General features: G+C 39.8%; 17 protein-coding genes. 8 read left to right on the top strand and 9 right to left on the bottom strand.

All coding sequences use genetic code 11. The annotated features are described in order from the left end of the window. From LC454_RS05230 to LC454_RS05250, 5 genes are all read right to left on the bottom strand, one after another. Nucleotides 1-2,964 (bottom strand): SusC/RagA family TonB-linked outer membrane protein, encoded by a 2,964-nt coding sequence (locus LC454_RS05230; protein ID WP_223580299.1) that lies wholly within the window; start codon nt 2,962-2,964, stop codon nt 1-3. A 508-nt stretch (nt 2,965-3,472) separates the two neighbouring features. Then, nucleotides 3,473-5,482 carry a DUF2264 domain-containing protein gene (locus LC454_RS05235; RefSeq protein ID WP_223580301.1) on the bottom strand — a complete coding sequence of 670 codons (2,010 nt, stop codon included), beginning with the start codon at nt 5,480-5,482 and terminating at the stop codon, nt 3,473-3,475. Between the two features lie 14 nt (nt 5,483-5,496). Continuing rightward, nucleotides 5,497-6,834: a BNR repeat-containing protein gene (locus LC454_RS05240; RefSeq protein ID WP_223580303.1), complete on the bottom strand. Its 1,338-nt coding sequence runs from the start codon at nt 6,832-6,834 to the stop codon at nt 5,497-5,499. A 43-nt stretch (nt 6,835-6,877) separates the two neighbouring features. Further along, nucleotides 6,878-8,122, bottom strand: coding sequence for a DUF2264 domain-containing protein (locus LC454_RS05245; RefSeq protein WP_223580305.1), 1,245 nt, complete (start codon nt 8,120-8,122; stop codon nt 6,878-6,880). Nucleotides 8,123-8,135: 13 nt separating this feature from the next. Beyond that, entirely contained in the window at nt 8,136-9,251 is a 1,116-nt protein-coding gene (locus LC454_RS05250; RefSeq protein ID WP_223580307.1) for a glycoside hydrolase family 88 protein, read from the bottom strand. A 382-nt stretch (nt 9,252-9,633) separates the two neighbouring features. Here LC454_RS05250 and LC454_RS05255 point away from each other — a divergent pair, with 382 nt between their 5' ends. Continuing rightward, nucleotides 9,634-13,692, top strand: a complete 4,059-nt coding sequence (locus LC454_RS05255; RefSeq protein ID WP_223580309.1) for a response regulator — start codon at nt 9,634-9,636, stop codon at nt 13,690-13,692. Between the two features lie 416 nt (nt 13,693-14,108). Here the strand turns inward: LC454_RS05255 and LC454_RS05260 are convergent, their stop codons facing one another. Next, on the bottom strand, nt 14,109-15,896 hold the full coding sequence (locus LC454_RS05260; RefSeq protein ID WP_223580310.1) for a hypothetical protein: 1,788 nt from the start codon (nt 15,894-15,896) through the stop codon (nt 14,109-14,111). A gap of 387 nt (nt 15,897-16,283) precedes the next feature. Here LC454_RS05260 and LC454_RS05265 point away from each other — a divergent pair, with 387 nt between their 5' ends. From LC454_RS05265 to LC454_RS05285, 5 genes are all read left to right on the top strand, one after another. Next, the gene (locus LC454_RS05265; RefSeq protein WP_223580312.1) at nt 16,284-17,189 is read left to right on the top strand and encodes an alpha/beta fold hydrolase; all 906 of its coding nucleotides are present in this window, start codon (nt 16,284-16,286) and stop codon (nt 17,187-17,189) included. Between the two features lie 90 nt (nt 17,190-17,279). Further along, nucleotides 17,280-18,137, top strand: coding sequence for a helix-turn-helix domain-containing protein (locus LC454_RS05270; RefSeq protein ID WP_223580314.1), 858 nt, complete (start codon nt 17,280-17,282; stop codon nt 18,135-18,137). Nucleotides 18,138-18,170: 33 nt separating this feature from the next. Next, nucleotides 18,171-19,085, top strand: a complete 915-nt coding sequence (locus tag LC454_RS05275; protein ID WP_223580316.1) for a hypothetical protein — start codon at nt 18,171-18,173, stop codon at nt 19,083-19,085. Nucleotides 19,086-20,393: 1,308 nt separating this feature from the next. Then, a complete protein-coding gene (locus LC454_RS05280) occupies nt 20,394-20,732 on the top strand; it encodes a hypothetical protein (RefSeq protein WP_223580318.1) in 339 nt (112 codons plus the stop codon). A gap of 80 nt (nt 20,733-20,812) precedes the next feature. Beyond that, a complete protein-coding gene (locus LC454_RS05285; RefSeq protein ID WP_223580320.1) occupies nt 20,813-21,592 on the top strand; it encodes a GLPGLI family protein in 780 nt (259 codons plus the stop codon). A 354-nt stretch (nt 21,593-21,946) separates the two neighbouring features. Here the strand turns inward: LC454_RS05285 and LC454_RS05290 are convergent, their stop codons facing one another. Beyond that, nucleotides 21,947-22,393, bottom strand: a complete 447-nt coding sequence (locus tag LC454_RS05290) for a nuclear transport factor 2 family protein (RefSeq protein WP_223580322.1) — start codon at nt 22,391-22,393, stop codon at nt 21,947-21,949. Between the two features lie 1,033 nt (nt 22,394-23,426). Here LC454_RS05290 and LC454_RS05295 point away from each other — a divergent pair. Beyond that, complete coding sequence (locus LC454_RS05295; protein ID WP_223580324.1) at nt 23,427-23,963, top strand: STM3941 family protein; 537 nt, start codon at nt 23,427-23,429, stop codon at nt 23,961-23,963. 167 nt (nt 23,964-24,130) lie between these two features. On the opposite strand, the gene LC454_RS05300 is transcribed toward LC454_RS05295, so the two are convergent. Both LC454_RS05300 and LC454_RS05305 read right to left on the bottom strand, forming a co-directional pair. Further along, nucleotides 24,131-24,580 (bottom strand): nuclear transport factor 2 family protein, encoded by a 450-nt coding sequence (locus LC454_RS05300; RefSeq protein WP_223580326.1) that lies wholly within the window; start codon nt 24,578-24,580, stop codon nt 24,131-24,133. A 206-nt stretch (nt 24,581-24,786) separates the two neighbouring features. Beyond that, nucleotides 24,787-25,713 (bottom strand): 2-hydroxyacid dehydrogenase, encoded by a 927-nt coding sequence (locus tag LC454_RS05305; RefSeq protein WP_223580328.1) that lies wholly within the window; start codon nt 25,711-25,713, stop codon nt 24,787-24,789. Between the two features lie 214 nt (nt 25,714-25,927). Between LC454_RS05305 and bla the strand changes: the two genes are divergently transcribed. Then, nucleotides 25,928-26,848, top strand: coding sequence for a class A beta-lactamase, subclass A2 (bla, locus tag LC454_RS05310; protein WP_223580330.1), 921 nt, complete (start codon nt 25,928-25,930; stop codon nt 26,846-26,848). Nucleotides 26,849-26,872 lie beyond the last annotated feature (24 nt).

Genomic DNA, 26,872 nt, shown 5'->3' on the forward strand with positions numbered 1-26,872 from the left:
TTAAAAACTAAGGTTAATACCTAATACATACGTCCTTACCATTGGGTAGTTGATGTTGTCATTTCCTGATCCACGTGTAATATCCCTAGCTTCGGGATCCCAGCCAAGCCAATTGGTCCATGTATACAGATTGCGACCACTAGCATATACTGTCAAGCCCTGTACTCCAATTTTTTCGACAAGCTGCTGCGGCATTGTATAACTTAAGGTTACATCTTTCAAACGAGTGAAACTAGCATTTGAGGGGAAGCCATATCCATGAATATTGGAATGGTTACCCAAAGAACGCCATTCATTGCTTTTGTTTTCCGGTGTCCAATACCCGAGCGCTGCTGGTGTGCTTCGACGTCCCATCTCGTCCGACGCTCCTCCTATCTGCGGATTATTGCGCAACGCTCCTTGCACTGTATTGATAAAAACATTTAGCGTAAACGCTTTGTAAGTAAACGTATTTGTCAAACCGGCAGTCCACTTCGGTGCAGTCTGCCCCAAAACAGATCGATCGCCGTCATCGATTTTTCCATCACCATTTATATCTGCAAGTTTGAGATCGCCAGCTTGCGCAGCATCATCCCAGCCCTTATTCGCTCCAGACGCAATCTCGTCCGCCTGCCAGATACCCACCTTCGTATAATCGTAAATTACCCCTAGAGGCTGCCCTATAAACCACCTATTGCCCAGGTCGTCTTTCCCGTTACCATATACTTCCGTAATTTTATTTTTATTACGAGAGAAGACCAGTGTACTCGACCAGTTAAAATGATCTTTTACGATATTTTTGGTATTTAAGGTCAGGTCGATACCCTTATTCTCAATTTTACCGATATTAGAATAAACTGTCGCAAAACCAGTTAGCTTGGGCAATCCTTGGGTCAGGAGCAGATCATAGGTGCTGGATTTGTACATATCAATACTACCTGTGATCCGATTATTTAATAGTCCAAAGTCGACACCGGTATTTAGACCTTTTGTTTTCTCCCACTGTAGATCGTAATTGCCCATCAAGGTTCGAATAGTTAAGGCCGTATTCGACAAGCCATTCATTGCCATTGGGTTTGAGTCCATTAAAAATTGAGTGCGATAAACAGGTATAGCCTCATTTCCAGAAAGGCCATAAGAAATACGCCATTTTAAATTACTGACAATATGTTTGGCGTTTTGCATAAAGGATTCGTTATGAATATTCCATGCCGCAGCTGCGGATGGGAAAGCACCATATTTATTGTTTCTTCCGAATACAGATGCACCATCCCGACGAACGGTCAAGGTCAGCATATAGCGGCTATCATACGCATAATTTAAGCGCCCCATTTGTGAGATTGTACGATATAAATCTGCCGTCGAAGAAACTTTTTGTGTTGACGCGGCCCCCAAGTTACCCCAACCAAGTGCATCGTTGGGAAATACCTCGCCTGTCGCAATCGCCTGTTGCCAATATTTGCTTTTAGCCGCATATAGCCCCGTGAAGTCAATATGGTGCTTACCAAAGTCTTTGGTATAAGTTAATATATTCTCTACGGTATAGGTCTGTGTTTCACTATTGGTAATGCGTCCGAGACCAGCAAAATTATAGACCGATTCGCCTTCATATTCATTGTTCCTGACCGGTACATAAGAATAGCCCGCATTCAATTTATATTTCAATCCCGCTAATGGTTTATATAATTCACCAAAATTTAAATCGGCATAGCCATTCAAAGAAATGTTAAATTGCCGGCGCTGTGGATCTAAGGTCGTTGGCAATAAAGGATTGGACCATAATTGCTCTGAATACATCGGGTACTGTGTCAAAGAGCCATCCTCATTATACATTCTTGCATAGGGACTCATTGCCGCAGCTTGTAGCAGATTCGCCCGGCCCCCATCTCTATTATGTGCAACGATAAACGAAGATGTACCCACAGATAGATATTTGGTGGCCTTAAAATCGGTATTAGTACGGAAGGAGTAACGTTTGTAATTGTACCCCAACAAGACTCCTTTTTCGTTTAGATAATCGCCCGACACAAAATATTTGGCATTTTCACTACCTCCGGACAAACTTACGTTGTGATTCTGTATAACGCCAGTCTGCATAACCGCATCCAGCCAATCCGTAGTTACACCATTTTTATAATTGTCATATTCGTATTGATTCCGTACTGGACCGCCGTTGTATAAACTTGTATTGGTGATCCGAGCATATTCTGCATAACGCTTTAACAATTCTTCGCCCGAAACCGGCTCGAGGAGATGCGCAACATTCTCCACACCAGCATAACCACTGTAACGAATCGACGGTTTACCTGTTGTCCCTCTCTTTGTTGTAATCAATATGACACCATTCGACCCATTTACGCCATAGATAGCCACTGCGGAAGGATCCTTAAGTATTTCTACCGATTCAATGTCATTGGGATTAATATCATTGATGGAGCCATCTGTTTTCGTCAAGGGGATTCCATCGACCACAACATAAGGCTCCGTTGTCGCACTGATTGAGTTTCTTCCTCTTACCTGTACCGATGGCGCATCTCCAGGAATGGATGATGCTTGGGAAACCGTCACATTAGACACAGCACCCTGAATTGCCTGCATCACATTATTAACAGGGATCTTTGAAAGACGATCCCTAGGAACTGAAGCAACCGATCCTGTTATATCAGATCGCTTCTGACTACCATAGCCCACCACAACAAGCTCCTCCAAGACATTTTCGGAAGGCGCAAGTGTAACGTCCAAATTGACCTGTTGCCCTATTGTAATTTGCTTCTCCTGAAAGCCAACTGATGTAATGATTAAAGTGTTGCCGGGGGATGCCGGAATGGAAAAATTTCCCTGTGCATTGGTTTGAACTGTTTCAGTCCCCCCTTTTACACGAATGGTAACACCTGCAACTCCCTTCCCTGAGAGATCTTTAATAACCCCCTTGACAGTTGCACTCTGCCCATAACTGGACATGGCAATCAAAAAAAGACTGTTCAACAAAAGGCCTTTTTTTGAATATCTGTTATAGTAATGATTTAACATGATTTATTTAATAATTGATTTGGTTAGTTTGTAATTTTCTAAGCGCTTCTGGAATCAACCTAGCAATGCCAGAATGTCCGATGGATACTCTTCTCAATTTGAATTCATAAACTCTTTTTTATAATTGGTATTCTCGATTCCTCAGGAAAATAGCGCGCAAATTTTCTAAAGAAACAAGTGAATAATCTCGTCCAACAATGTTTTGGGCTTAAGACAAAAGTAGCTTTGAAGCGAGATTAGGGTGTTCGATTTTAGTTCAATTGAGTTGAAATTCGCTTCAAAATGCCAAAAAATTCGCTATCGAACATTTATGAACTGATTCTATCGCGATACTATAGCTGAACCAGCCAAGCCCTTTGGGCCACGGCTGGTTAAAATAACAGCGAAAAAAGATACTGTTAACATGAAATAATAAAGGGGCTGTCCACTTTTGGAAAGCCCCTCCCAGATATCAATATTGTGTTTATGGCATCAAGGTATGAAAGATTTGCCTCTCCCCATTACGCCAACGAATCTCAACTTTCTTAGCCGTTGCTTTCAATTGCGGAAAAAGTTCTTCATTTGTCCATTTTTCCCCCGATTTCTTCCACAGCTGCAATGTGACGTACCATTGTGCTCGCGGTTTTGCCCCTCGTACAAAACAATTCAATACGGCACTCTCGTCCGTTACGGGATGAAGCCCATGACAACTGACATTTTCTATTCCCTCCCAGCCCATGAGCCCTACCATAGCCAATTGGTACTCCCCATTATCTAAAATCATTGCCTCTTGCCCTTTAAACTCAAGTTTTCGAGTATGGATAGGCCTATCCTTCCATTTTGGGAGGGCATAATGCCCTAACCGAAAGCTCAAAGAATTGCCGGAAAGTAATTGATCACATCTCAGAATTCCATTTGTTATTGACTGTTCCGATAAGGCTAGACGTACAGTCGTGTCCGAAGCTAAGGTCGCCGTACGGCGATAGTGCCCCCGCTCGTATCCTTTAAATTGGTAAATACGAAGTGATTCCCAATTGTCTGGCTGGGTTTGAAACGCATAATTCATTGAAATTTCACCGTTCTTCCCATCGGCCTGCCAGGGAAATGCACTGTTATAGGAGAGCTTATTATAATTTTCTGTTCCTTGATAATAGCCAACGGTCTTACTTGTGTTGCACGATCGAATTTCAGAAGCACCTATCCCGCTATAATCAGTTATTAACATTTCAGCTGCTTTTACATAAGTATTCAGAACCTTAGCGGCTGGAATTTGACGATCCCAAGCACCCAGATTTTCTGAAGCAGTCCAAAAGTTGCTGTTTTCCGGGACCAATAGACCTAAAAAGAATTTCCCGAACCAATACGCACTTCCCCGGCAACTGTATTCTTGTACAGCAGGGTCAAAAGCGCCATAAAAGCCTAGGTTTGGAATACCGTCTGAAAGAAAATCCGGATTTTCTAAAAATTGTAACAGGGTACCCGATGCAATTCTCCGCATCCAACCATAATTTATGGAGGGATCATCCAATAACCCCAATAATGGAAATGGTACTGCGGCCCCCATACGATACGAAATACTACGCCCCCACATAATCATTTCGCCATTACGGCTAAATAAATAAGGATAGCTTTTCACCACATCATGTAGGTTCGATTTAAATTTTGCAGCAAGTTCAGGGTACATTGTCGCGCCATAATTATTCGCCCAGAGTGTTCCATAAAGCTGGAAGGCCCACATACTGTAGTAGTCATAGTAAGGACTGTCATTATACCAACCATCACCGTGATAATCTTTAAGGCATTTTTCCAATAAATCCTTGAGGTAATCTTCTCTAACAAGATAACCTCTACTTTTAAAAAAGCTGAGGATCATGATATTGAAAAAGCGCCAATTCATCTGTATCGTTGGTCCATTACCATAACTCAGCATCGTTTGTGCAAGCGCATTTTTCGTATGATCCGGCAAAGGATCCCATAGCACCTCTGGAGCTGCCATTAGCGCAACCGCTAAACCTCCAAATTCGACCAGCTTTTGACTTGGTCCTCCTTTTACTGGGAGGGGTGCGATATAGCTTTCAGAAGTCTCATCCAATAGCAATTCCAATTGATGCCTATAATAATCCGCTACGCGAATACCTCGAATCTCATAGTCAGCATTTTTCTTTAAAAGGGGGACAGCGATGAAAAGCGTACGGCACAGCCCCTCTAATCGTTCCGTTTCGTTGCGCACCCCATCTCTAGGGTAACTACGGCCGGGTTGCTTGGGAAATAACATGGGGCTATTTAAGTCTTGAACGACAGAAAATGCCCCTTTCAACAAATAGGACGCAGCATCCATCCAATGCTGGCGTGTAAGTCCGGTGTAAGGGCTCTTTTTAAAATCCGGATTTTTCAATTCGAAAACGGATTTTTTCTGGCTCTGCGCCGTTGTTGCAAAAATCATATAAACGCAACTAAATACCAGAATTCGAAGTATGCCCTGTTTTATTTTCATGTTTCTTAATTTCGTCATCTTTTTATGACTTTGTCGCGCCATTCCAGCACTTTTACTGCTGTTGGAGCTGTTTCGGCTAATCCCTCACCATCTTTTTGCACCGTCGCCTGTAGGAATACCGCAATCTTGCGCTTCTTTCGCCACAACTCGGTATCGTATGTAGGCTCCCAGGCGCCTACAGATGCATCACACAGGTCAACAATATCAATCGCTTCCTGTTGCATCCCCCTCAAGGTCAAAATTGAAGGCCGAAACCCTCTTTCCTGATCCCGAAAGATCAACGTTAAAGCAACCTTTTTATCTTTACCGCGAACCAATACCTGCGGTCTTGCGATGGGAATCTCTTTTGTCCCTCCACCGCTCAAGCTGAATGGGGTTTTTCTAAAATCAAAAGATCGGACCTTCCATTGGCCATCCTGTAAATAAATAACTTTATACTGCGGAATCGGTGATTCAGGGGTACGCCAATAGCTTGCAATAAAAGGATTCCCCTTATCGTCAGCAGCAATTGATGTTTGATTAATCAATTCGTGTTGCTGCGGAATACGAGCAGCATATTCTACTGTAGATGCTTTCATCGGCAGATCATACCTTATCCCATTACTTCGTTCCCATGTTAATCCACCATCTTTTGAACAAGCATAAGCCATATCATGATTGCTCGCTACGTTCGGACTTTCACGCCAGACCCAAGAGAGATGTATTGTTCCCCGATTATCAACATAACTTTGCCAATACGCATTTCTTCTGCCTTCACCATCAATCAAGTTGCTATGGACACGTTTCCATTGCTGCTGTTTGATATCGTAGCTATTCACCACAAGATTGCCGTTGCCGGATCCGCCATCCCGATATAGAAACAGTAGCTGACCGTTGGGCAGTTTTAAGAATTCGGGATAAGTCACCAGTGTTTCATTTTGCCCCACCATAACGTGTTCGTCACCAAGCACGAGGCTATTCGAATGGATGGAACGGGCATATCTCAATCGACTATTATGCTGATCCCAGCAGACGTGAAGATATCCAGCCTGATCTACCATGATGCTGATCACATTATGTGCATCTCTGGCATTACCAGTATAACCTGTACGACGTAGCTGCCAAACCTCTCCGGATAACAGACGTCTACCTAACACGACATATCCCTCGTGGTCGTAATAGGCTGTATATTGATATTTACGGTTGCTGGTTAGAGAATTTTTACGAAATACAGCTGTGTTGACCGTATTCTTAGCCCATCCGCTTCCGACGATTGTTTCCTTAACTTCTTGTCCCTGCACTGGACAAGTAAATAACAGGAATGCATAACAGAACATTCCTATTCTAAAAATTTGACTGCGAAATGTTTTCATTCATTATTTAATTGAGTGCGATGCCCCTTTCATAAATACTATGTTAGTGAATCGCTTTACTACCGTCCCTGCTCCAATCCTGTCCTGACCAGATACGTTTGGCACTCCAGTCCGTTACTTCGCTTTTCCAAAAAGGATCTTCATCCGGCAATCCCAAAGGCAAGAAAATCACTGAACAGAGATAAGGGCTGCCCTGATTATTATAAGAATCCGCCAAGCCAGGCTGACTACCGTAGACCCCTAATGTCAACCAGCCATTTTGGTAGGTATTTGGATTTTGTGTCGTCTTTTTCAAAACAGCAGACAGCGCTCCACGAACCTGCCCGTTTGACAGTTCTTTAGGAAGTCGCTTCTTGAACGCCATATCGGCTAAATGATGAAAGGCTGCAGCACGATAAATTACGGATCTTCCTGTAGGCGGAAAACTACCATCTGCATTGATTAACCGCTCCTGGATAATGGCATATCGTTCATTACGAAGTCTGATTTTAGCAAACATGCTATCGTAATGTTTGGTCTTCAATTGGATTATGTCCATGATGCCAGCCAAAAAAGGATGGATAACATAGCTATTGTAGTAATCAAAGGCATAGTACGGACCATCCATGTACATGCCATCGCCGACATACCATTGCTCCAGTTGCTGTAAAGCATAATCAACCCGCATCACATCCCAATCCTCGGAATATTTGGCTAAAAAAGCTTCGTTCATCGCCGAAAAAAGCAACCAATTCGAATAGGCCGGCCGAAATTGACGCGTTATCTTTACCGATGCAATCAAATTCTTTTTGGTTTGATCATCGATGTTCTCCCACAGCCATGGACTACGCATAAAACCTAAAGTAATAAAGGAGGCGTCTACAAGCTGTTGTCCACCGAGATCAAAACGCATAAAATCACGTGCGTTACTATCCAACGCGTTTTTAAGTGCCAGAACAGTCCAGGTTCTATATTGCTCGCGTAGCTTTCTTTCCGCTTCCGACCCACCATCCAATGAAAGCCAAGGAGCAATACCTGATAATACTCTTCCCAATACCTCAACATACTGCACTTTAATACGATGTTCCTTGTTATCCACCTGGGCTGATGTGATCTGAGGCATGTTTATTCGAAGGCTGTCATGTGCTAAACTCCGTAATACGGGACGCAGCATACGATCCATTTCTTGAAGCCAGAAAACTCTACTTGTTTCATCATTGCCTGTGGATTTCTTTTTTTCAATTTGACCTTGGACAGACAGTATTGCTGACAGCAGCAATAGGAAGGTTAATAAAATTTGACTTTTCATTTATATGGTTAACTTATTTTTTATCGAGATAACGATACATTTCGGTCCCGGCCAATAAGAATGCACCTACACCAAATGGAGCCGTAGAATTGGCATCAACCACCTGCCCGGGGATAGCCTTCTCACCGATGGGTTGTACATACCCGATTCTGCCATCAGCTTGTAAGGAGATTTCACTCAAATAATTCCAACCTTTAATGGCGGCCTTTGAAAACTTCGGATCAACGAGTATTCCTTGATTGATTCCCCAAAGTAGACCATAGGTAAAGAAAGCAGTACCACTAGTTTCTCCCCCAGGAGCATGTTCAGGATCCAACATACTTCGCGTCCAAAATCCTTCTTCCTGTTGGCAGCTCACAATCGCAACTGCCATTTTTTTGAATCTTTCCTGGTAATAACCGTGATGTTTATCCTGTTTGGGCAGATCTTGAAGAACCTTTGCCATGGCTGCAAACACCCAACCATCACCTCGCGCCCAAAAATCCTTCTTGCCATGGAGACTTTTGTGTTTCGGATAGACATATTTCGCATCACGATAGTATAAATGATGCTCCTGATCGAACATGATACTATCTGCATAGTGCAAATAGGCATACATTTTATCAAGATAAAGTGGATCTTGCGTCAATCTGTACATTTTGGTCATGACAGGCATGACCATATACAAACCATCAGCCCACCACCAATAATCAGAATTGGCTGAATGAATCTGATAGTTCATAACTTCTTTAGCCCGAGCTATCTTTTCGGGACTTGGCGACAAATTATAAAGATCTATATAGGTCTGAAAACAAACCTGCCAATCTCCAAAAAGCACATAATCATCAGTTTCACCATAACTATATTTCCAATGTTGCTTGTCGGTTGATTTAGCACCCTTCCAACCATTGAATCTTGCCCAATCTTCAGAATATTTCAGATCACTTTTTGAATTTGAAATTTTATAGAATTCCATATTTCCAGTATGATAGGCCGCCTGGTCCCAAAATGCCCAAACTTCCGGCCTGTGATGTGATTGCCAATAGCCGTTTGCCCTTTTGAGCTGAGAAAGAACAACTTCTTTTTTCAGTTTCTGTCCAAAAGAAAAATTTCCAATAAGCAATAGGAATAAAATAAAATTGATACGCATATCTTGAGATTTATAAAATTTGATTCCCAATCGGGACAAACAAAACTACTTCAAATCGGTTTGGAAGATGTTTGAATAAAGACTAATCATAACACAAAATGGGATCATTTTGAGCCTAAAAGGTTAAATAATCATTTTTAACGACCCTATTTTAAATAAATGTCCAATATACACTTAATTACAAAAACATTTGTATCTTTAATCCATATAAACCTAAAAATCTTCAGTTGGTATCCCTTTATTCGCGATGCAATACGGATGTATTGAAGCGAAATGACACCGTACGCTAATGTTAACTGTAGAAGGTTGAGCACATCAACTATATGTTGGATAAGAAGTATACCAAAACTGGATTTGACAGGTGGAATAAAAGATTATTAAGATGAGTGCACATATACGGCAAGTAATCGCATTTTTGTATCTATATCTATCCCTGATAACTGTACATAGCCAACAGATGGGGCTTGACCCTATGCCAAAAAATTATGAGCTTCCCTCACTAACGATCAATCAGACAATACAGGATCGAGAGGGATACATATGGTTTGCATCCACACAGGGCTTAAGTCGCTATGATGCATATAATATCCTGAATTTCAAATTAAGGGATGCAGCGGGGAAAGTGACAAGCCAACAAGCTATTCGGACGCTTGTAGAACTGGGAAATAAACTGATTTTGGGAGGTGAGAAAGGCATTTATGTATTGGATAAACGCAATTATAAGATCTTCCCCTTAAATGATCCACGTGTAGCAACAGTTCGAGTCAATACATTGATGATTGACCGTGCAAAACGGCTTTGGATCGGCACAGATAATGGCATCTTTATCTATGACAGCACATTAACGCCTTTGACAGACGCGCAAAGTGCGCAGATCCTGAATAATAGGATGAGAGGCAAAACTATTAATACGATCTTTCAGGATAGCCAAGCCCAGATTTGGCTAGGTGTATGGGGAGCAGGCTTATTTAAGCTAAGTCTTGTCAACAACAAATTACAGCCCTATCCCAAACTTGGCACACGCAACAATCCTTTCAAACTCATGGAAGACGATCATGGACAACTCTGGATATGTACTTGGGGAGACGGAATTTATTTATTCAATCCACAGGATCCGAATAATCCCTACAAAGAAATTAAAATCAAAAATAAACGCCGTCATGGCGGCAAAGAAGATCTATTTTATAACATCATTCAAGATCGAAGCCGTCATTTTATATGGATTCTCTCTTTCTCAGGTATATCAACACTTCAATATCAAAATGGTCGATTGCAAGAAATCGATCTTTCTCGTTACTTCGACAATACGACGAATATCTTCAACGATATCTACCAAGATAAATATGGCACATTATGGCTCGCTATAGGTGGCAAAGGGGTGTCAATGTTTAGCTTTGACAAACCAATTGTTAAAAACTATAGTTTCAAACAGATCAAAACATTATATAGTATTGCGCCGAACCTCAATATGCTCTATCGAGATCACAAAGGTATCTTATGGTTTAATCTCGAACGCTTTGGGTTTGGTAGCTTGTCTCCAAAAACGAATCAATTAAATACGTATAGCAATTCCAATTTCAGAGATTTGATTTCAATACGCGCAGTGACCTGTGCTACAGATTTTGGAGAAGAACTGTGGGTAGGTTCAACATATGAATCGTCAATAAATGTCTTTCAGAAGACAACCAATAATATTAAATTCTTGCGGAAGGTCGATTTAGTGCAACATATCGAACATCGGGGGATACCCTCTTTTTTCTTCACAGATCGACAGAAACGGCTTTGGATTGCAACCACTCAGGGACTGCTCTTAAAAAAGTCGGAATCGGAGAATATCAAGATTATCCCAGAGATAAAGGATCAACCGGTAGCGATTGCACAAGGTAAACAAGACCATATTTGGATTGCAACCAAGGAAAATGGAATCTATTGTATCGACAACCGTAATTTCCGGTCCATACTCACTCATCTCGGTAAAGAGACCCCTGGATTGAGAAGCGACCAAATTGAAACGATGGATGTTGATCCAGATGGCAATTTATGGATTGGTACCAAAGATAATAGATTACTGAATTATCAACATGTCACCCAAAAAGTATCAGAAGTTACAAATAACACATTATTTGAGAAAAACCAGCTTCTTGATGTCATATGTCTCGATCGCTACACCTGGTTATCTACGACACGTAATTTATACAAGATCAACAACGCAAGCAAGAACATCAGTGAATTTTCTGCTTCTGATAGTCTCCAAGTCAATATGTTCTCAAAACGGGCCTTTGCTGTGGATAAAAATTCCAATACCATTTATTTTGGCGGTTATAATGGTATTGTTCAACTCAATGATCATAGTATCTTACCCAATTTCAAAGAAAAGGTTCTTATTTCTGACATAAAAATCAACAATAAGTCTATTATCCTGGAATCAAAACAGGAATTGTTCAGCGGCGACCATGCTGAACTAACACTGAATCCGCAAGATCAAAACATTGAAATATCCTTTTCAACACTGCCTTTTACGCAGGAAGGTAAAATCCGCTATGCTTATAAACTGGAGGGGGTCGACAAAGATTGGATCTACGCTCCTCGAGATCGTATCTTCGCAACATATAACAATTTAAGTAAGGGAAAATATAGATTTTTAGTGAAATCAACTGACTTATATAACAAATGGAATTCTACCTCTACTCAAATTGAGATTATAAAGAAACCTTCATTCTATGAAAGTAACCTAGCCTATTTTATCTACGCCTGTATTGTCGGGTGCATCGTATTCTTTTTTATTAGTTATTCCTTCAATCGAATAAAGTTGCGAGGAGATTTAAAAATTGCTCAAATTGAAAAGGAGAAGGCTAAGGAGCTCGCACAATCCAAACTCAGCTATTTTACCAATATTTCACATGATTTGCTGACTCCGCTGACTATTATTTCCTGTTTGGTCGATGATGTTCAGATGTCTACGAATAAAAATTTGGAACAATATGATAAAATACGGCTAAATCTAAGTCGGTTAAAGCGACTACTTCAACAGATCCTCGATTTCAGAAGAATGGAAAATAATAGCATGAAACTCCAAATCAGTGCATCAAATTTCCCTACTTTTATCAACCAATTAGGGGATATGCATTTTGGACCAATAGCCAAAAAGAAAAACATTATTTTTGAAATTCAACACGGGGACTGTCCAGAAATCCTCTTTTATGATGTCGATAAAATCGATAAAGTCCTTTTTAATCTCCTTTCCAATGCATTTAAATATACAGACAAGGAGGGCAAAATTACGCTTACGTATCATGTGGAGGAACGAAAAGAATATAGTTGGCTCCTAATCTATATTCGTGACAATGGCATTGGAATATCTCCGGAAGATATAGAGAAAATTTTTACAGTATTCTATACCAATAAGTCGACAAAGCATCTTGAAAGTAATGGTATTGGGCTATCAGTTACCAAGCAACTGATAGAGGCACATTATGGCGAAATCCGTGTAGAGAGCCAACTCCATATCGGGAGTATGTTTGAGATTACGATTCCTGTAGATAAATCATTTTATTTTAGGAGGGGAATTGAGGTTATGGAACAACCATTTGCCGAAGAAATTAAAAATACCATTGTCGAATCACATGAAATTGAAAAAAAATTATTGAACACCGTCCCACAGCCAAGACTGAACCTATTACTGGTGGAAGATAATGAAGAACTTAGTTCAACCATGGCCAACATCTTAGGCCAAAATTATCAGGTACACATAGCTTATAACGGCATCCTTGGTTTGGAAGTACTCGAAAACACTGAAATTGACATCATAGTGAGTGACATCATGATGCCTGAACTCGATGGACTGAATTTTTGCAGAACCATTAAATCCAATGCCGAATTTAACCATATCCCAGTTTTGCTGTTAACTGCCAAGAATAGTATTGAAGATCGTATCGAATGCTACCAAGCCGGTGCGGATGGTTATATTAGCAAACCTTTTGAGGTTAAAGTTTTGGAAGCAAAGATCCAGAGCTTTATTATCAACAAACGCTGTAGGCAACTGGTTTTCCATAACAATACGAAGATTAATATTTCAACGCTCAATCACACACCATTGGATGAAAAATTTGTTCAAAAGATGATCCAAGTTATCGAGGAGCATTTGTCCGATGACCAATTTGACATCATTAAACTTGGTAATATTTTGGGATTGTCCAAATCCACACTCTATCGAAAGACAAAAGTACTCCTGAATTTATCCCCAAGCGAATTTATAAAAAACATCAGGTTAAAACATGCTTGTCAAATTATGGAGAAAGATAAGTCTATTTCTGTTAGTGAGGTAGCCTTCGAGACAGGTTTCTCGGATCCTCGTTATTTTGCTACTTGTTTTAAAACAGCATTCGGAATAACTCCAAGTGAATTTCAAAAGAGATCGACTTCAAACTCCTTCGTAACCTGATAACTTGTACTAAAAGGCTGTAATGAGAGTTTTACATGGCCGATCAGGGTACGTTGGAAAAAAAGACTATTCATCTGTAACCATGAAAGTATCAGGATAGCTTTCATTTATCTTCTTCGCATAAAATATATCCCCACTGAAGTCGTCCTTTTTAAGTATCCCAAATGCTAATTCTCGTCTATCAGATGTAAATGAAATACCATGTTCTAATCTGCCCTTCACCGAAATTGTACCCGGAGCAAAAACAACCGGGATAGAATCAGGACAAGCTTACCCAAAATAATCTGCAGAATCGATAATCGTTTTACACCCCCATCGATAAGAGAGTGAGAATAAAAGACAGAATTGTTTTAGTGATATATGCGTCTCCTGATCCGCATTATCTGGAGTTTTGATTTTCTTTTTGCTTTTCATATTTACTTCCTTCCTTCTTCAAAAGGATTTCGAGCGGTGATAATCAATGATTCGGCCAACAGCATAAACATGCTCTTTTTAGTCTGTGATTCCATGGCATAGCCAACATTCAGAAGTGCCGGCACCATCTTGTCATATATCTCCTTGGTTTTTCTGATTTTCTGCTTTACAGCCTTCATATTATTACCTGACCGCATATAAATATACGTCAAATCGCTGTATTGCTCCTCCTCCTTGCTGCAGGTCTGATCATACCAATTTTCGATGGTTTCATCCAACACCATCAGCCATGCACTTATTTTATTGAACTTTTGACTCTTGACGTAATCCTCCTGATCTGTCAGGTGGTCGATCTCAAACATCAATAGCATAATTATATCGTTCTGCTGATAAGCATAATCCAAAATGCGGATCAAATCGCTCTTTTGGATGTCTCCGGTATCTGTAATCGTAAGCTCATCGGTCATTCGTTGCATAAGGGTATGATAAAGCTCAACCACTTTTGGAGGTTTGTCCCTTTCCCCTTTTTCTGTAAAATGCGATAAGGGTGTAAACCCGAGATGGTCTTGTAAGTATTGATCAATGATCGCGCCCCCCTCTTTACTTTCGTCCAGTTTGTCGAGGGGAATATTCAAATTGGGGACGACCATATTCAATATCCGGCCAAACTCTTCTTGCCCTACATCACCTGCATAGGGCCGTTGGGTATAACTGGTATAAAACTCTAGCTGATGTGTACCGGGTGTACACAGCTCAAAGGATTGATTGCAGACAGTAGTAATCGCCTCGGCCACGGTTTGTTTCTCATATTCGGTCAGACTAAATCTTTCCTTCTGCTCATGCAGCTGCTGTGCGATCCAGAAGTACGTCTCAGCCAAGCGATCTGCCGAATCGCCCATAATCTGTTGAAAACAGACCTTGACTTCCTTCACGAGTGCTTTACTCTCGGCACGTTTCTGCTTGAGACGTAGATATTCTTGTTTGAGCTCGTAAAACTTTTCGATCAGCTGATTTCTATTGTAATAGCGGGCTATTATCCCTAAGTCACTATTTTGCTCCTTAGTAAATACATCATCTTCCAAATGAGCAAAAGTGCTATTAAAAACCCGTTTGACCGCACATACGGGCGGAGGCTCTACGCTAACGGGAATATCCATACATTGGAGCAAAAGACATTCACACAGATGGGTAAAACGCTGTTCGCTTACCTGAAAGTTCTTAACTTCAAGAAGCATTTCGTCAATGGAGTCCAATAGTTGTTGGTCAATCCGATCTACAAAAAATTCCATGTCACTAGATGAAGATGTAGCCACCTCCATTGCAAATTGCCTCAGTACCGGGTAACGGTCTGCCATATCCAGCAAATGGCCGGGCCGGATATACAAATCAAAATAATCAGACTCTGTCTGTGGTAATACATATTCCAAAGTATGATCATTCTGCCAAAATAAACAACATTGCCCCTTTGTATAGCGGCTTTGTTCCTGCCCATTGGCAAATCTAGTAAGACAGTATTCAGACACTTGGATATGAAAGGTGACGATGGGCTGAGCGGGAATAGTGTATATTTCTTTTTCATCTTCCATAATACAGGCGGACAAGCAGACGGTAATGTTTTTACCATAGAGATAGTGGCATTTGACGGTAGAATCACCAAAGATATATTCCTGAAAATGAACAATGGGTCCCTGAACTGATAAATGAAAATTGGAATGTGGTTTTGGAACCTCTGGCGTATCACTGAGAAATACCTGTAACACGGAATGTTGATCTGCTGACTCTAGGTTCATATGGATATCGGTTAAAATAGTTCATGATTCGCACAGCGCAGCTGCAGAAATCATATCAGTTTATAATCAAAAAATATAGCTTAACGAACAGTCAATAATCTGACTGAACTGTTTATAACTTTAAGATATGAAATTTAATTAATCAAACAAAACTAGATAACAGATTGTAGTGACTGATGTTTCCATTAAACTGTGTAAGCAGATTAATCCTGTCTAGGTAATGGTCAGAAATAGTTATTTGCCAAACATCTCCATTCGCTGCTATTGCCCTTGAATTCCTAACTAGGGAAAAAAGTACAATACATATCCACCATTATCCATTCCATTCGAATCAAGCTGAATATATCTTTGTATCATAATATTAAAACAATTTAAACACAAAAAAAAATGAAAACAATTATTGCAACAATCAGCTTAGTTATGACTTTATTTAGCACCTATCTTTTTGCTCAAGGGAAAAGAGTACCAGCTTCTGCCGGAAGAGCAGAATACATCGAAGTCGAAAAGGGAGTAAAGCTCCACGTAACAGACCTTGGCGAAGGTAAACCTATCGTATTGATTCACGGATGGCCATTGAGTGATGAAATGTACGAATACCAATACCAATATCTATCACGCAGAGGCTTCAGAGTGATTGGAATTACACTTCGTGGTTTTGGAAAATCAGATAAACCTTACGGAAAGTATGACTTTGATGTCTTTTCCGACGATATAAAAGTGGTTCTGGAAAAACTGAACATACAAAATGCTACGCTTGGAGGGTTTTCGCTCGGCGGTGCAGTGGTGCTGCATTATGTAACAAAATATAACTCTGCCCATATAAGCAAGCTAGCTCTGTTTGGGGCAGCCGCACCATCGTGGAAACAACGGGAAGGTTTTCCTGACGGATTGCCGGATGCAGCTGTAGAAGGATTGATAAACGCGACCAAAACACAAAGGCAGGATCTGATCGCCAGTTTCGGTGCAGGTTTCGTGGCAAAAGAAGGCAATATTTCTAAAAACGTAGAAAAATGGTTGGAGAATATCAACTTGCAGGCCTCTCCTTATGCCATGACAGAATCTATCACCGCACTCAGCGGTTTGGACCTAGGCCCTCAGCTTTCAAAAATCAATATTCCTGTGACCATATTTCAGGGAGTGTATGATAAAAACTGTCCGCTTGTTTGGGCTGAACAATTACAAAAAGGTATAAAAAATGCAACGCTTATCCGGTTTGAAAACAGCGGTCATGCCTTGTTTGTGGAAGAAATGGAAAAATTCAATACCGAGCTGGAGAAATTTGCAAAATCATGATGAATTGTAAAACTGGAGAGCAAGAATATTGTGTTCTCCAGTTTCTATTTAAACTAAGATTTGTATTTTTAACCCTATTAGTTTACCAATATGGCAAGTGAAAAAGTATTTCGGAGCGACCTAAAAACCATAGGGCTTATATCGTTGCATGAAGGAAATGTTGATTCCATTAATAGCAAGAATTATAAGCAATACATAAAAGTACTGCTTCTTCCAAAGGGAGCAGAATTACAGGTTGATCTCGCTGAATATTCCGTAAAACAGCCATCCCTATTTTTTGTAAGCCCCAATCAGCACCTATATATAAAGAAGTTGGGAAAAGAAGAGGGACACTTCATTTTTTACAACCGCGATTTTTATTGTATCCAGATACATGATGAGGAAGTGGCCTGTAACGGATTGCTGTTCAGCAATATCTACAATATGCCGATGGTAGAATTGGACAATGGCGAAATTCCTTTCTTTAGCTATATTTTCGGACAGATGGGGGATGAGTTCGGGTTAAATGATACCTCGTTGGAAGAGATGCTTCGTACCTATCTCAAACAATTGTTCATCAAATCCGCACGTTTGTGGAAAAAACAAAATCTGGATAAAGAACTTACCGAACAGAACAGCGACCTGGAGTTTTTCAGGAAGTTTACGTTGTTGGTTGACGAACATTATAAGGAAAAGCACCATGTTGCCGATTATGCCGAACTGCTGTTTATGGCTCCAAAAACGATTAGCCATAAATTTAAAAGGCTCAATCTGCCACAGCCTAATGATGTGATTAAAAACAGGATTTTGTTAGAAGCAAAACGGCTACTGGTACATACCAATCTGACGGCAAAAGAGGTTGGCTATGAACTGGGATATGAAGACCCGGCTTACTTCAGCAGGCTATTTGTGCAGAAATCAGGTGAAACGCCGTCAGCATTCAGAGCAAAATTTCTTGCCATAAATTAAATTCAGTCGTTGTTATTTCAATACAAAATTCAAATGATGCGCAGATTCTTTACTTACTTATTTTTTTCTCTTTTTACCCCGATGGCTCTTCACGCCCAAATTCCGGAAAGCCAGTCCTTGGCAGCATTAGCAGCACGAATACAACCTGCACCGGACGAAGTTTTCAGCAAGTTTCGCGAAGCAGGAATGCAACCTGTGAATCACATACTGACGGCCAAAGAAAAAGACAAGGTAGCAAAAGCTTTTACCACGCTGTCGCCACTGCATGGTAAAATTCTGAAACAACATTTGCACAGCATAAGTTTCATGGATAATATGCCCAATACGGCACTTACGTCCCCTGTTGAAACAGCCGATTCAATCCAAAAATTCAACATCACTTTTCGTGCGGAAATCATTAATGAAACTGTTTCCAAATGGGCCACATGGAAGGAGCACACATACTATACCTTTCCTAAAGACAGCGGGATGGAGATAACTATTGACGCCGGCGAGTTGGATGCTATGGTGTACGTATTGCTTCACGAGGCAACGCATGTGGTGGATGCAGTACTGGCACTTACACCTCACTCCGGTGAAGGCGATACAGTGGTAACACCCACAGCATTTACCCGGGGCATCTGGCATACCTCAAACGTACCCGAGAAAGCGTTCATCAGCCCTTTGCTGGCAACCACACGCTTCCGAAGCGGAAAGCAGGTACCGGTTTCTGATGTGCCGAAAATTTACAAAGAGCTTCAAAAAACGCCCTTTGCTTCACTTTACAGTACAGCCGCATGGTTTGAAGACCTCGCAGAGTTGGTATCTATCTATCATTTAACAGCAAAGCTAAACCAGCCGTTTCAGATATCCGTTAAACAGAACAGTAAAGAAATCATGGGATTTGAACCGATGAAGAACAAGCTGGTAAAAAAGAGACTGGAGCAGCTGAAGGTATTTTATGAATAGTTGTCCTTCAATGCCCAAAACTTATGATTAATCCCGCTCTGTATGATCTAGTTGATAATTAAATGCTGCTGCGAATGTTTTACTAGTCCAACCTGTACTTCACTAAGAGCATAAGTTTTTTTTTGAATTAAAACTGGAGTTAGTAAGAATTTTATAAAACTATTTTGAACTGGCTATTGTTCTTACTATACAAAACGGCTACAGGCAGCCTTTCGAAAGAAAGGTTCAACATAAAAATTGGCGTAGTACAGTGAAAATCCAATTGTCTTTAAAAACATTGGATGACGAAACAAAAAAGAGGAAACGATAGGAAACATAAAAATTACTGTACAAATAAACGCTAAGAGAAAGGGTCTGATGAGAATCAGGCCCTTTTGACGTAAAAAAGCCACATCTCACGACGTAGCCTTCAATAAACATATGATTCACTAGTGGTTTGTCTTTTATTACTGGCAAACCACAAGTGATCAGATACTTTCCTGTCCCTACTTTTATTTCTAGATAATCAAATAATACCTCAAAAAGGCATATATAGTTAAACAAAAACTTAAAAACAGTAAAAAATTATTGATGAGTATAATAGCTCTCGCTGTGCTATAAACTGGACATTTGCTGATACAACTGAAAAAGCTCCCAAAGAAAAGGCAAGTGTGAAACAACTACCCACCGCCTTGCCAACAATCAGTTCGGGTTACCAAAGAATCCACAGAAGCTACTGTAGCATTCGTCCGCTGTAATTTCAAAGTAAGTATTTACAGCTGTTGTTCTGTTAGGTAGCGCGGTCTACACGGATTATACGTCTTCAGCTAGCGATTGTGCGCAATTCTTGGCAGCGATGCATGGTTGAGTTGCAAACAGCTGGTCTTTTTGTTCATACAAGCAGACAACTTAAATAAAACTATTATAAATTATTGTTTAACAGATATCAAAAACGAAAGCGGGGCCTATGCCCTGCTTTCGTTTTTACAAATAGCTTCAATCTTTACCGAATCCGCTTATCGTTAAGGCTACCTACCTCTCCTCCCCCCTTTTGTTTCCTCTTTATCTTTGGTATTAGACAAAATCGCGATGCTGAGTTTATAAATATTGTTTCCCCATGGTGAGCCTGCTGTAGGGCTTTCTCCCAATTGGGCAAAGGAGTCACCAAGTACAAAAAAACTAAAATCGAATAAGTAAGCGCGAATAATAGATCAGCCCTTGCGAATTCCAAACGGTCTAAATCAATTCATTTCCTTCTCCTACTTTTATTCTCAGATAATTAAAACATGTCCCAAAAGCATGTATGGTTAAACAACAAAACTTAAAAAAATGAAAAAATTATTGATGAGCTTGGTAGCCGTAGCTGCGCTATCAACTGCAGCATTTGCCGGCACGGACGCAAATGCTCCCAAAGAAAATGCAAATGTAAAAACAACCGCTTACAAGCTAGCCAAAAACAACACCCCGGTTAAAGCTACCGAAGCGGCAAAGGAAAGCAAAAGCATGTTGACAAAATGTGTTTACACGCTAAATGTTTACAATAGTAGTGGTCAAGTGATTGACACCTTCACTTCGCAGACCTATGTAGAAAATTCTTGTTCAGGATTCTTCAGCACTTGCAAAGCGGTTTATAGACATATGCTTGCTCATGGAGAACTAGGGATATAGTCTAGGAATATATTTCATTCTAATTACAAATGCAAAAATTTAAGCGGGGCTCAGGCCTCGCTTTTCCAAATCTAACGATCATGAACAAATACTTTTTATTCTTTCTATTGTCACTGGCCACAACGGTTTCCCATGGACAAAAGCTAAAGGCTGTATACCAATACCTGCCATCGCCCATGGCTACTTTTCGGGAAGAGGTTTATTTTCAGGACGGGGTAAAAACGTCCGTTCGCGATTCGCTGCCACAGCCCAAACCCCAGGCCACTGACAATTCCAATGATGAGGAACTGAGTGGTAGCATGTCGATTACACTAGATATGGGCAAAACCTACAGAAACATCATTATCCAAAAAAGTAATGCGCCCAAACTGCTCGAAACCCGCTCGCTCAAAGGCAGCAACTACTTCGTTAGCGACGATTTTCCGCCCTTAGTGTGGAACACCAGCTACACCGATATCGATACCCTAGGCAAACATATATGCCACAAGGCCACCACCACTTACCGTGGCACTACCCTAGTCGCCTATTATACTAACGATATTCCGGTGCCTGCCGGGCCTTACAAATTTGGTGGTCTGCCCGGTCTTATCGTAATGCTATACAACGAAGGGGCCAACCCTCACTACTGGCTGCTTAAAGAAATTGAATACCCCTACATAGGTGATGTACCCGTTAACGAAAAATACATGAATGCGCTGCCTAAGCTCAGCCTGGAGAGCTACATAAAAAAAGAAGATCTCGAAAACGAAGAGCGGATGCGCATGATGATGAGCAAAATGCCCCTGATTGAAGGTGTAACCGTGGAACGCAAAAAAGTTCGTGGCAGTGTAGAGCAAGTATATGAGTGGGAAAAAAATTAAGCAGTTCGTAGGGTGGCTTAGGCAATACCTGTTGCTGGTATTTGCGCATGCACAGGTAGTTTCAGGATCTCTTAAACAAAAGTATATAACGATAGTAAGTATTTTTCTATCAGTAATCAGATTCAAAAGAAACAATCCGAGTCTTTTGAATCTCAGATGTGAAATAGTATTTAACTCCTGATTATGTATTGATTTTTGTCACAAATTTTATCAATATTTGTGACAAGAGAGCTTGACTTCTAATCTGGCTAATGATCTTATTACCAAGCTGACGACTAATTTTTCTACTAAAAACGAAAAAAACACATCTTCCGACATGGCTCTACAACATTTATATATTTATTGAGATGGCTCTTATTGATAGGAATAAATTGACTTGGACACCTTCCAATTCTCATTCTCGTAAACCAAAGTCACAAGATCAGTCATGCTAAAGTTGTCAAATTTTAGTACAATTTTTGCAATCATATAATCTGTCGATTTTTCGACGATCTTGATATTCACTTTGCAGTTCAGGATTTCTCCCTTTTGTTTTTTCAAAGAGTTGATCACAGCATTGCGTCCGTAGGTCGATACATTGGAAGCCTGGATCTTTTGACTGAAATCTTCGGCAAATAACTGCTCCACACCCGCTGATTCTCCCTTTGTCGTTACCGCAACATAGTGATCCAAGGCCAAGTCTGCCGTAGAAAGGTTAACGGTTACTTTTTCTGATTTGGAGCCCGGTCCCTCAGCTGCCATTGTGCATGTGGATAACGCCAATAAGGCGGCGGCTGTAAATGTTTTTACTAATCTTTTCATAATGTCTCTATTTCGTTGTGTTCGTTTTTCATCTAAATAATTTGTCTTTTATTTGCGATGAAGCTATCATAAGCGTTTCCATCTATGCTCATGATGGTCTATATTCTTACTTGTTAATCTAAAAATCAGATTCTATATGTATTTAGCCTACGGAAGTTAGACAGATGATCGTCCAAACTCGGTGAAAAGCAAATAGAATCCATTTTATCAACCGCGTGCCAAATACTATACCAGTTGCCGCAATGAGGCCATTTGTACCTCCTAAGCTCTATAATGGCCTTTTTAAAATCTTATTCTAAAAAGAAATGTACGCATATGAACAGTTTATAAACAGATTGTCCGCATACGTACAGCACATCAAGAGTCTAACAAGAGATTAACTATTTGGTGAATGCTGACGACCTTATTTTTTATTGGTGATAAAGCTATCATGAGTGCCATTTGAAAGCGTTCGTGATGGTTCATAATGCCTTTATTTTATATTGTTAGTTTTTAGTTTCTTTTCTAATTTTCGCAAGGATATTGATATTGTTGCATCATTTCCTTGTAGATTATGAATCAAAATTATGACACAATAGGTCCCTAGCCTATGGGCATTAGACCAACGGACAGGAAAACTCGGTGAATGGTAGAAATGGGCGGGTGATTTCTTTACTGCTATTGCGCAGATGTTGAAATTTATCTATTTTTAATAGGCTTGATTTTGATCTTCAGACGCTCAATTGATTTTTTTTGCTGTAAAAGAGACCGAGTCGATAACTAGTTTGATCTTTGTTTCTCAAAACCATAATATTAGAATCTATCAATCAAATGTATAAATCTGTTGGACTTACGAAATATCGATGATCGCTGTTTATTTTTTCTTGCCTCGCATTATTGGTACACAACGTGGGGCCCCAGGAAATAAAATATACAAGTTTTTATAAGAAATCCCTGGGGAGCGTATGACCAAGCCTTCTTATCTGCTCGGTTCAGTACACTTAAAAGACAGGCGTCTAATGAAGAAGATACAATAGAAAAGTAATTTTACAAAATGAATAAACTGGATAATACAATTAAGCTCTATAGCAACAAAAGGAAAACAGCATTAATTTTACTTGGATCGCTATTGTTTGTTATGGGCGGTATTTTCTTTGTCATGTATCCTGAGAGTTTTGACAGGGAGCCTATATTAACGAGAGCACTCGGCATAATATGTATATTATTTTTTGGTTTCGCAGCGATTGTGTCCGTCCGGTATCTACTCGCAAACCATCTCTTGCTTGAGATTACAGATCAGGGACTGGATATCGGCGATAAATACAAAACATTTATCTTATGGCAAGATATTATTGGGTTTAAAGAAATTTCGATCTATTCAAATCCAATTATTATTATACTGATAAAAAATAGTGATGCAGTAATACAACAGGAGTCTAATAAGATTAAAAAGAAAATGATGCAATTTAATATGAATTATGGTTCACCTTATAGCGTGAGCAATGGCAATATGAATATAGGTCATAGAGAGCTTTTGAAACTTTTAAATGAAAATCTAATAAAATACAAGGACAACAATACTGTTTCCTAATATCCTCATGCTACGATTTCACTACCGGATGAATCAAAAGCGTAGGCGATACTTATGTAAACTTGTATCATGCTTACTTTGACTTTTAGTGATCTTCTCAAGATACTACAAAGCCACATCTTTCGATGTGGCTTTGTAACTGTTATATATTTACTAGAGATGGCTTTTTATTTATAAGAATTGATTGATTTGGATACTTTCCAGCAATTACCTTCACGTACCAAAGTCACAAGATCAGTCTTCGTGAATTCTTCAAAAGCTAAAGTGACCTTGGCTACCATAAAATCCGCTGACTCTTCGATGATATCGCTAGTTACTGTACAGTTTAGCTTCTCACCTTTTTGTTTTTTCAAGTATTTAACGACTTCTTCACGGCTATGTGTTCCCCCATTGGAAGAAGATTGAACCTTTTGGCTGAAATCGGCAGCAAATACCTGCTCTACTCCTGCCGACTGGCCTTCGGTTATTACCGCAACATAGTGTTCTAGGGCGAAGCCTGCAGTTGAAAGGTTAACGTCTGCTTTTGTTGATTTTGAACCTGGTCCTTCAGCTGCCATAGCGAAAGTGGATACCGCGATCAAGGCTGCTACTGCGAATGTTTTTACTAATGCTTTCATAATGTCTTTATTTTATATTGTTAGTTTTTTAGTTTCTTTTCTAATTGTCGTAAGGATATTGATATTGTTGCATCATTTCCTTGTAGATTCTGAATCAAAACTACAACACAATAGGCCCATAGCATACAGCCTTTAGACTAACATTACGAAAAACTCGGTGAATGACGAAAATGTAGCGGTGAGCGCTCCGAGCATAGCTCCATCTTTTAATAACCTTTTTCCAAAGAGACTTCGTTGAGTAAAGGTCGTCCTTCGGTCATTCTTCTATAATTATCCACTACCTGCAGGACCGAAGAACTAATGTTTGTCCTACTCGCAACATGTGGCGTTATAAAAATAGAACTGCAATTCCAGAACGGATGATCTTGGGCTAATGGTTCCTGATGAAATACATCGAGGTAAGCGTTAGCAATTTGTTTCTTAGCGATCGCTTCTAATAAGTCTTCATCAACAAGATGTTCGCCTCTACCGACGTTAAGTAGAACTGTTCCCTTGGGACATAAACTGAAAAGATCATGGTTTAGAATTCCTCTTGTCGCATCAGTCAATGGCAAAACATTCACAATAAAATCTGTTTTCTCAACGGCCAGGCCAAGTCCCGCAATCCCCGTGAAAGAGGTTACCCCTTGAAGATTTTTAGGTGAATTGGACCATCCGTTGACGTTGAAACCCAACTGGGCTAACCTTTCAGCTACATAACCCCCAATTTCACCTAATCCTAAAATCGTTACACAGGTTTGACCAATGGATTTATATACGAGGGGCTGCCAATGTTGTTTCGCTTTTTCTGTTGCATAAGCCGAAAAATTCTTCATCGAATGCATCAAACATGTCAAAATATGCTCAAACATATCGCTTTTTAACATGGGATCTACAATCCTGCAGGTATGGATATGTGAAGGTATTGATTTAGGAAATAAATGATCTATCCCGGCACCTCCAGACTGGATAACTTTTAGATTGGGAAAATGAGTATAATAATCTGCCTCAGGCTTCCAACAAAGTGCAAACTCGACCTCATCATTATTTTCGATCTCAGGATAGATCTCAACTTTTATTTCGGGTAAATGTTTATTGATCTCGAACTTCCACTCTTCAGCCCGGCCACTATTCAGTATCAATGCTATACTCATGTTGCTTTCATTTATACGAAAATAACATTTATCCTAAAAACGGCAATGTACTTGTTCCAGAATAATTACTGTACGAGTAAACGCTAAGAGAAAGAGTCTGAATTAAACATACTATTTACTCGGGGTATATTATTTTTTTGATAATTTAGAGTTATCAACAATCATTTAACTGACTTGTAAAAGCTTAGATAATAAAATGTAAATACAAACGAACATGAGAAGACTATTACAATTGGCACCTCTATTCTTATTATTGGTAAGTTGCTATACATCGAATAAAAAGACAGATTTATTACGGAATAAAATAGCTCAGATCGTTTCAGATAAAGATGCAATTGTTGGTGTTTCAATCATCGGAAATAATGGTCAGGACACCATCTCCTTAAACGGAGATCGGCGGTTTCCAATGCAAAGTGTTTTTAAATTCCATATCGCATTGGCTGTGCTGTCTGAAATTGACAAAGGAAACCTTTCTTTAGGAAAAAAAATAGAGGTAGGTAAAGATGAGCTTCTACCAGCGGATTTTTGGAGTCCACTGAGAGATGAAAATCCCAATGGTGGAAGTTTTACAATTGAAAAATTAATTCAATATGCTGTTTCCCATAGCGACAATACCGCTTGCGATGTGCTGATACGACTGATCGGAACGCCCAAAACCGTTGAAGATTATTTCAAAAAGAACAATATCAAAGAAATACAAATTACATATAATGAAGAAGAGATGCAGGCCAAGTGGGAAAATATGTTTCAAAATTGGACTACCCCAAAAGCAGCAAGTGAGACGATAAAAATGTTTTATGAGAACAAGAACAATTTACTTTCAAAAAACAGTTATGATTTTTTTTGGAAGACTAATATAGAAACAACAACTGGGGCAAATCGAATAAAGGGACAATTACCCAAAGGAACAATTGTAGCTCATAAAACCGGTTGGTCCGGAACAAATAAAACAACTGGCATTACTGCAGCTGTAAACAACATTGGTATTGTCTTTTTACCAAATGGTGAGCATTTTATTATTAGTGTTTTTGTGAGTGAATCAAAGGAAAATTTCGATGCAAACGAGAAAATTATCGCCGACATCGCAAAAGCCACTTATGACTTTTATACCAAGCAATCATCAATGAAAAACTGAAAACAAAGCATTTACCAAACAACG

It is taken from the genome of Sphingobacterium sp. GVS05A, from assembly GCF_019969845.1.
GTDB lineage: Bacteria > Bacteroidota > Bacteroidia > Sphingobacteriales > Sphingobacteriaceae > Sphingobacterium.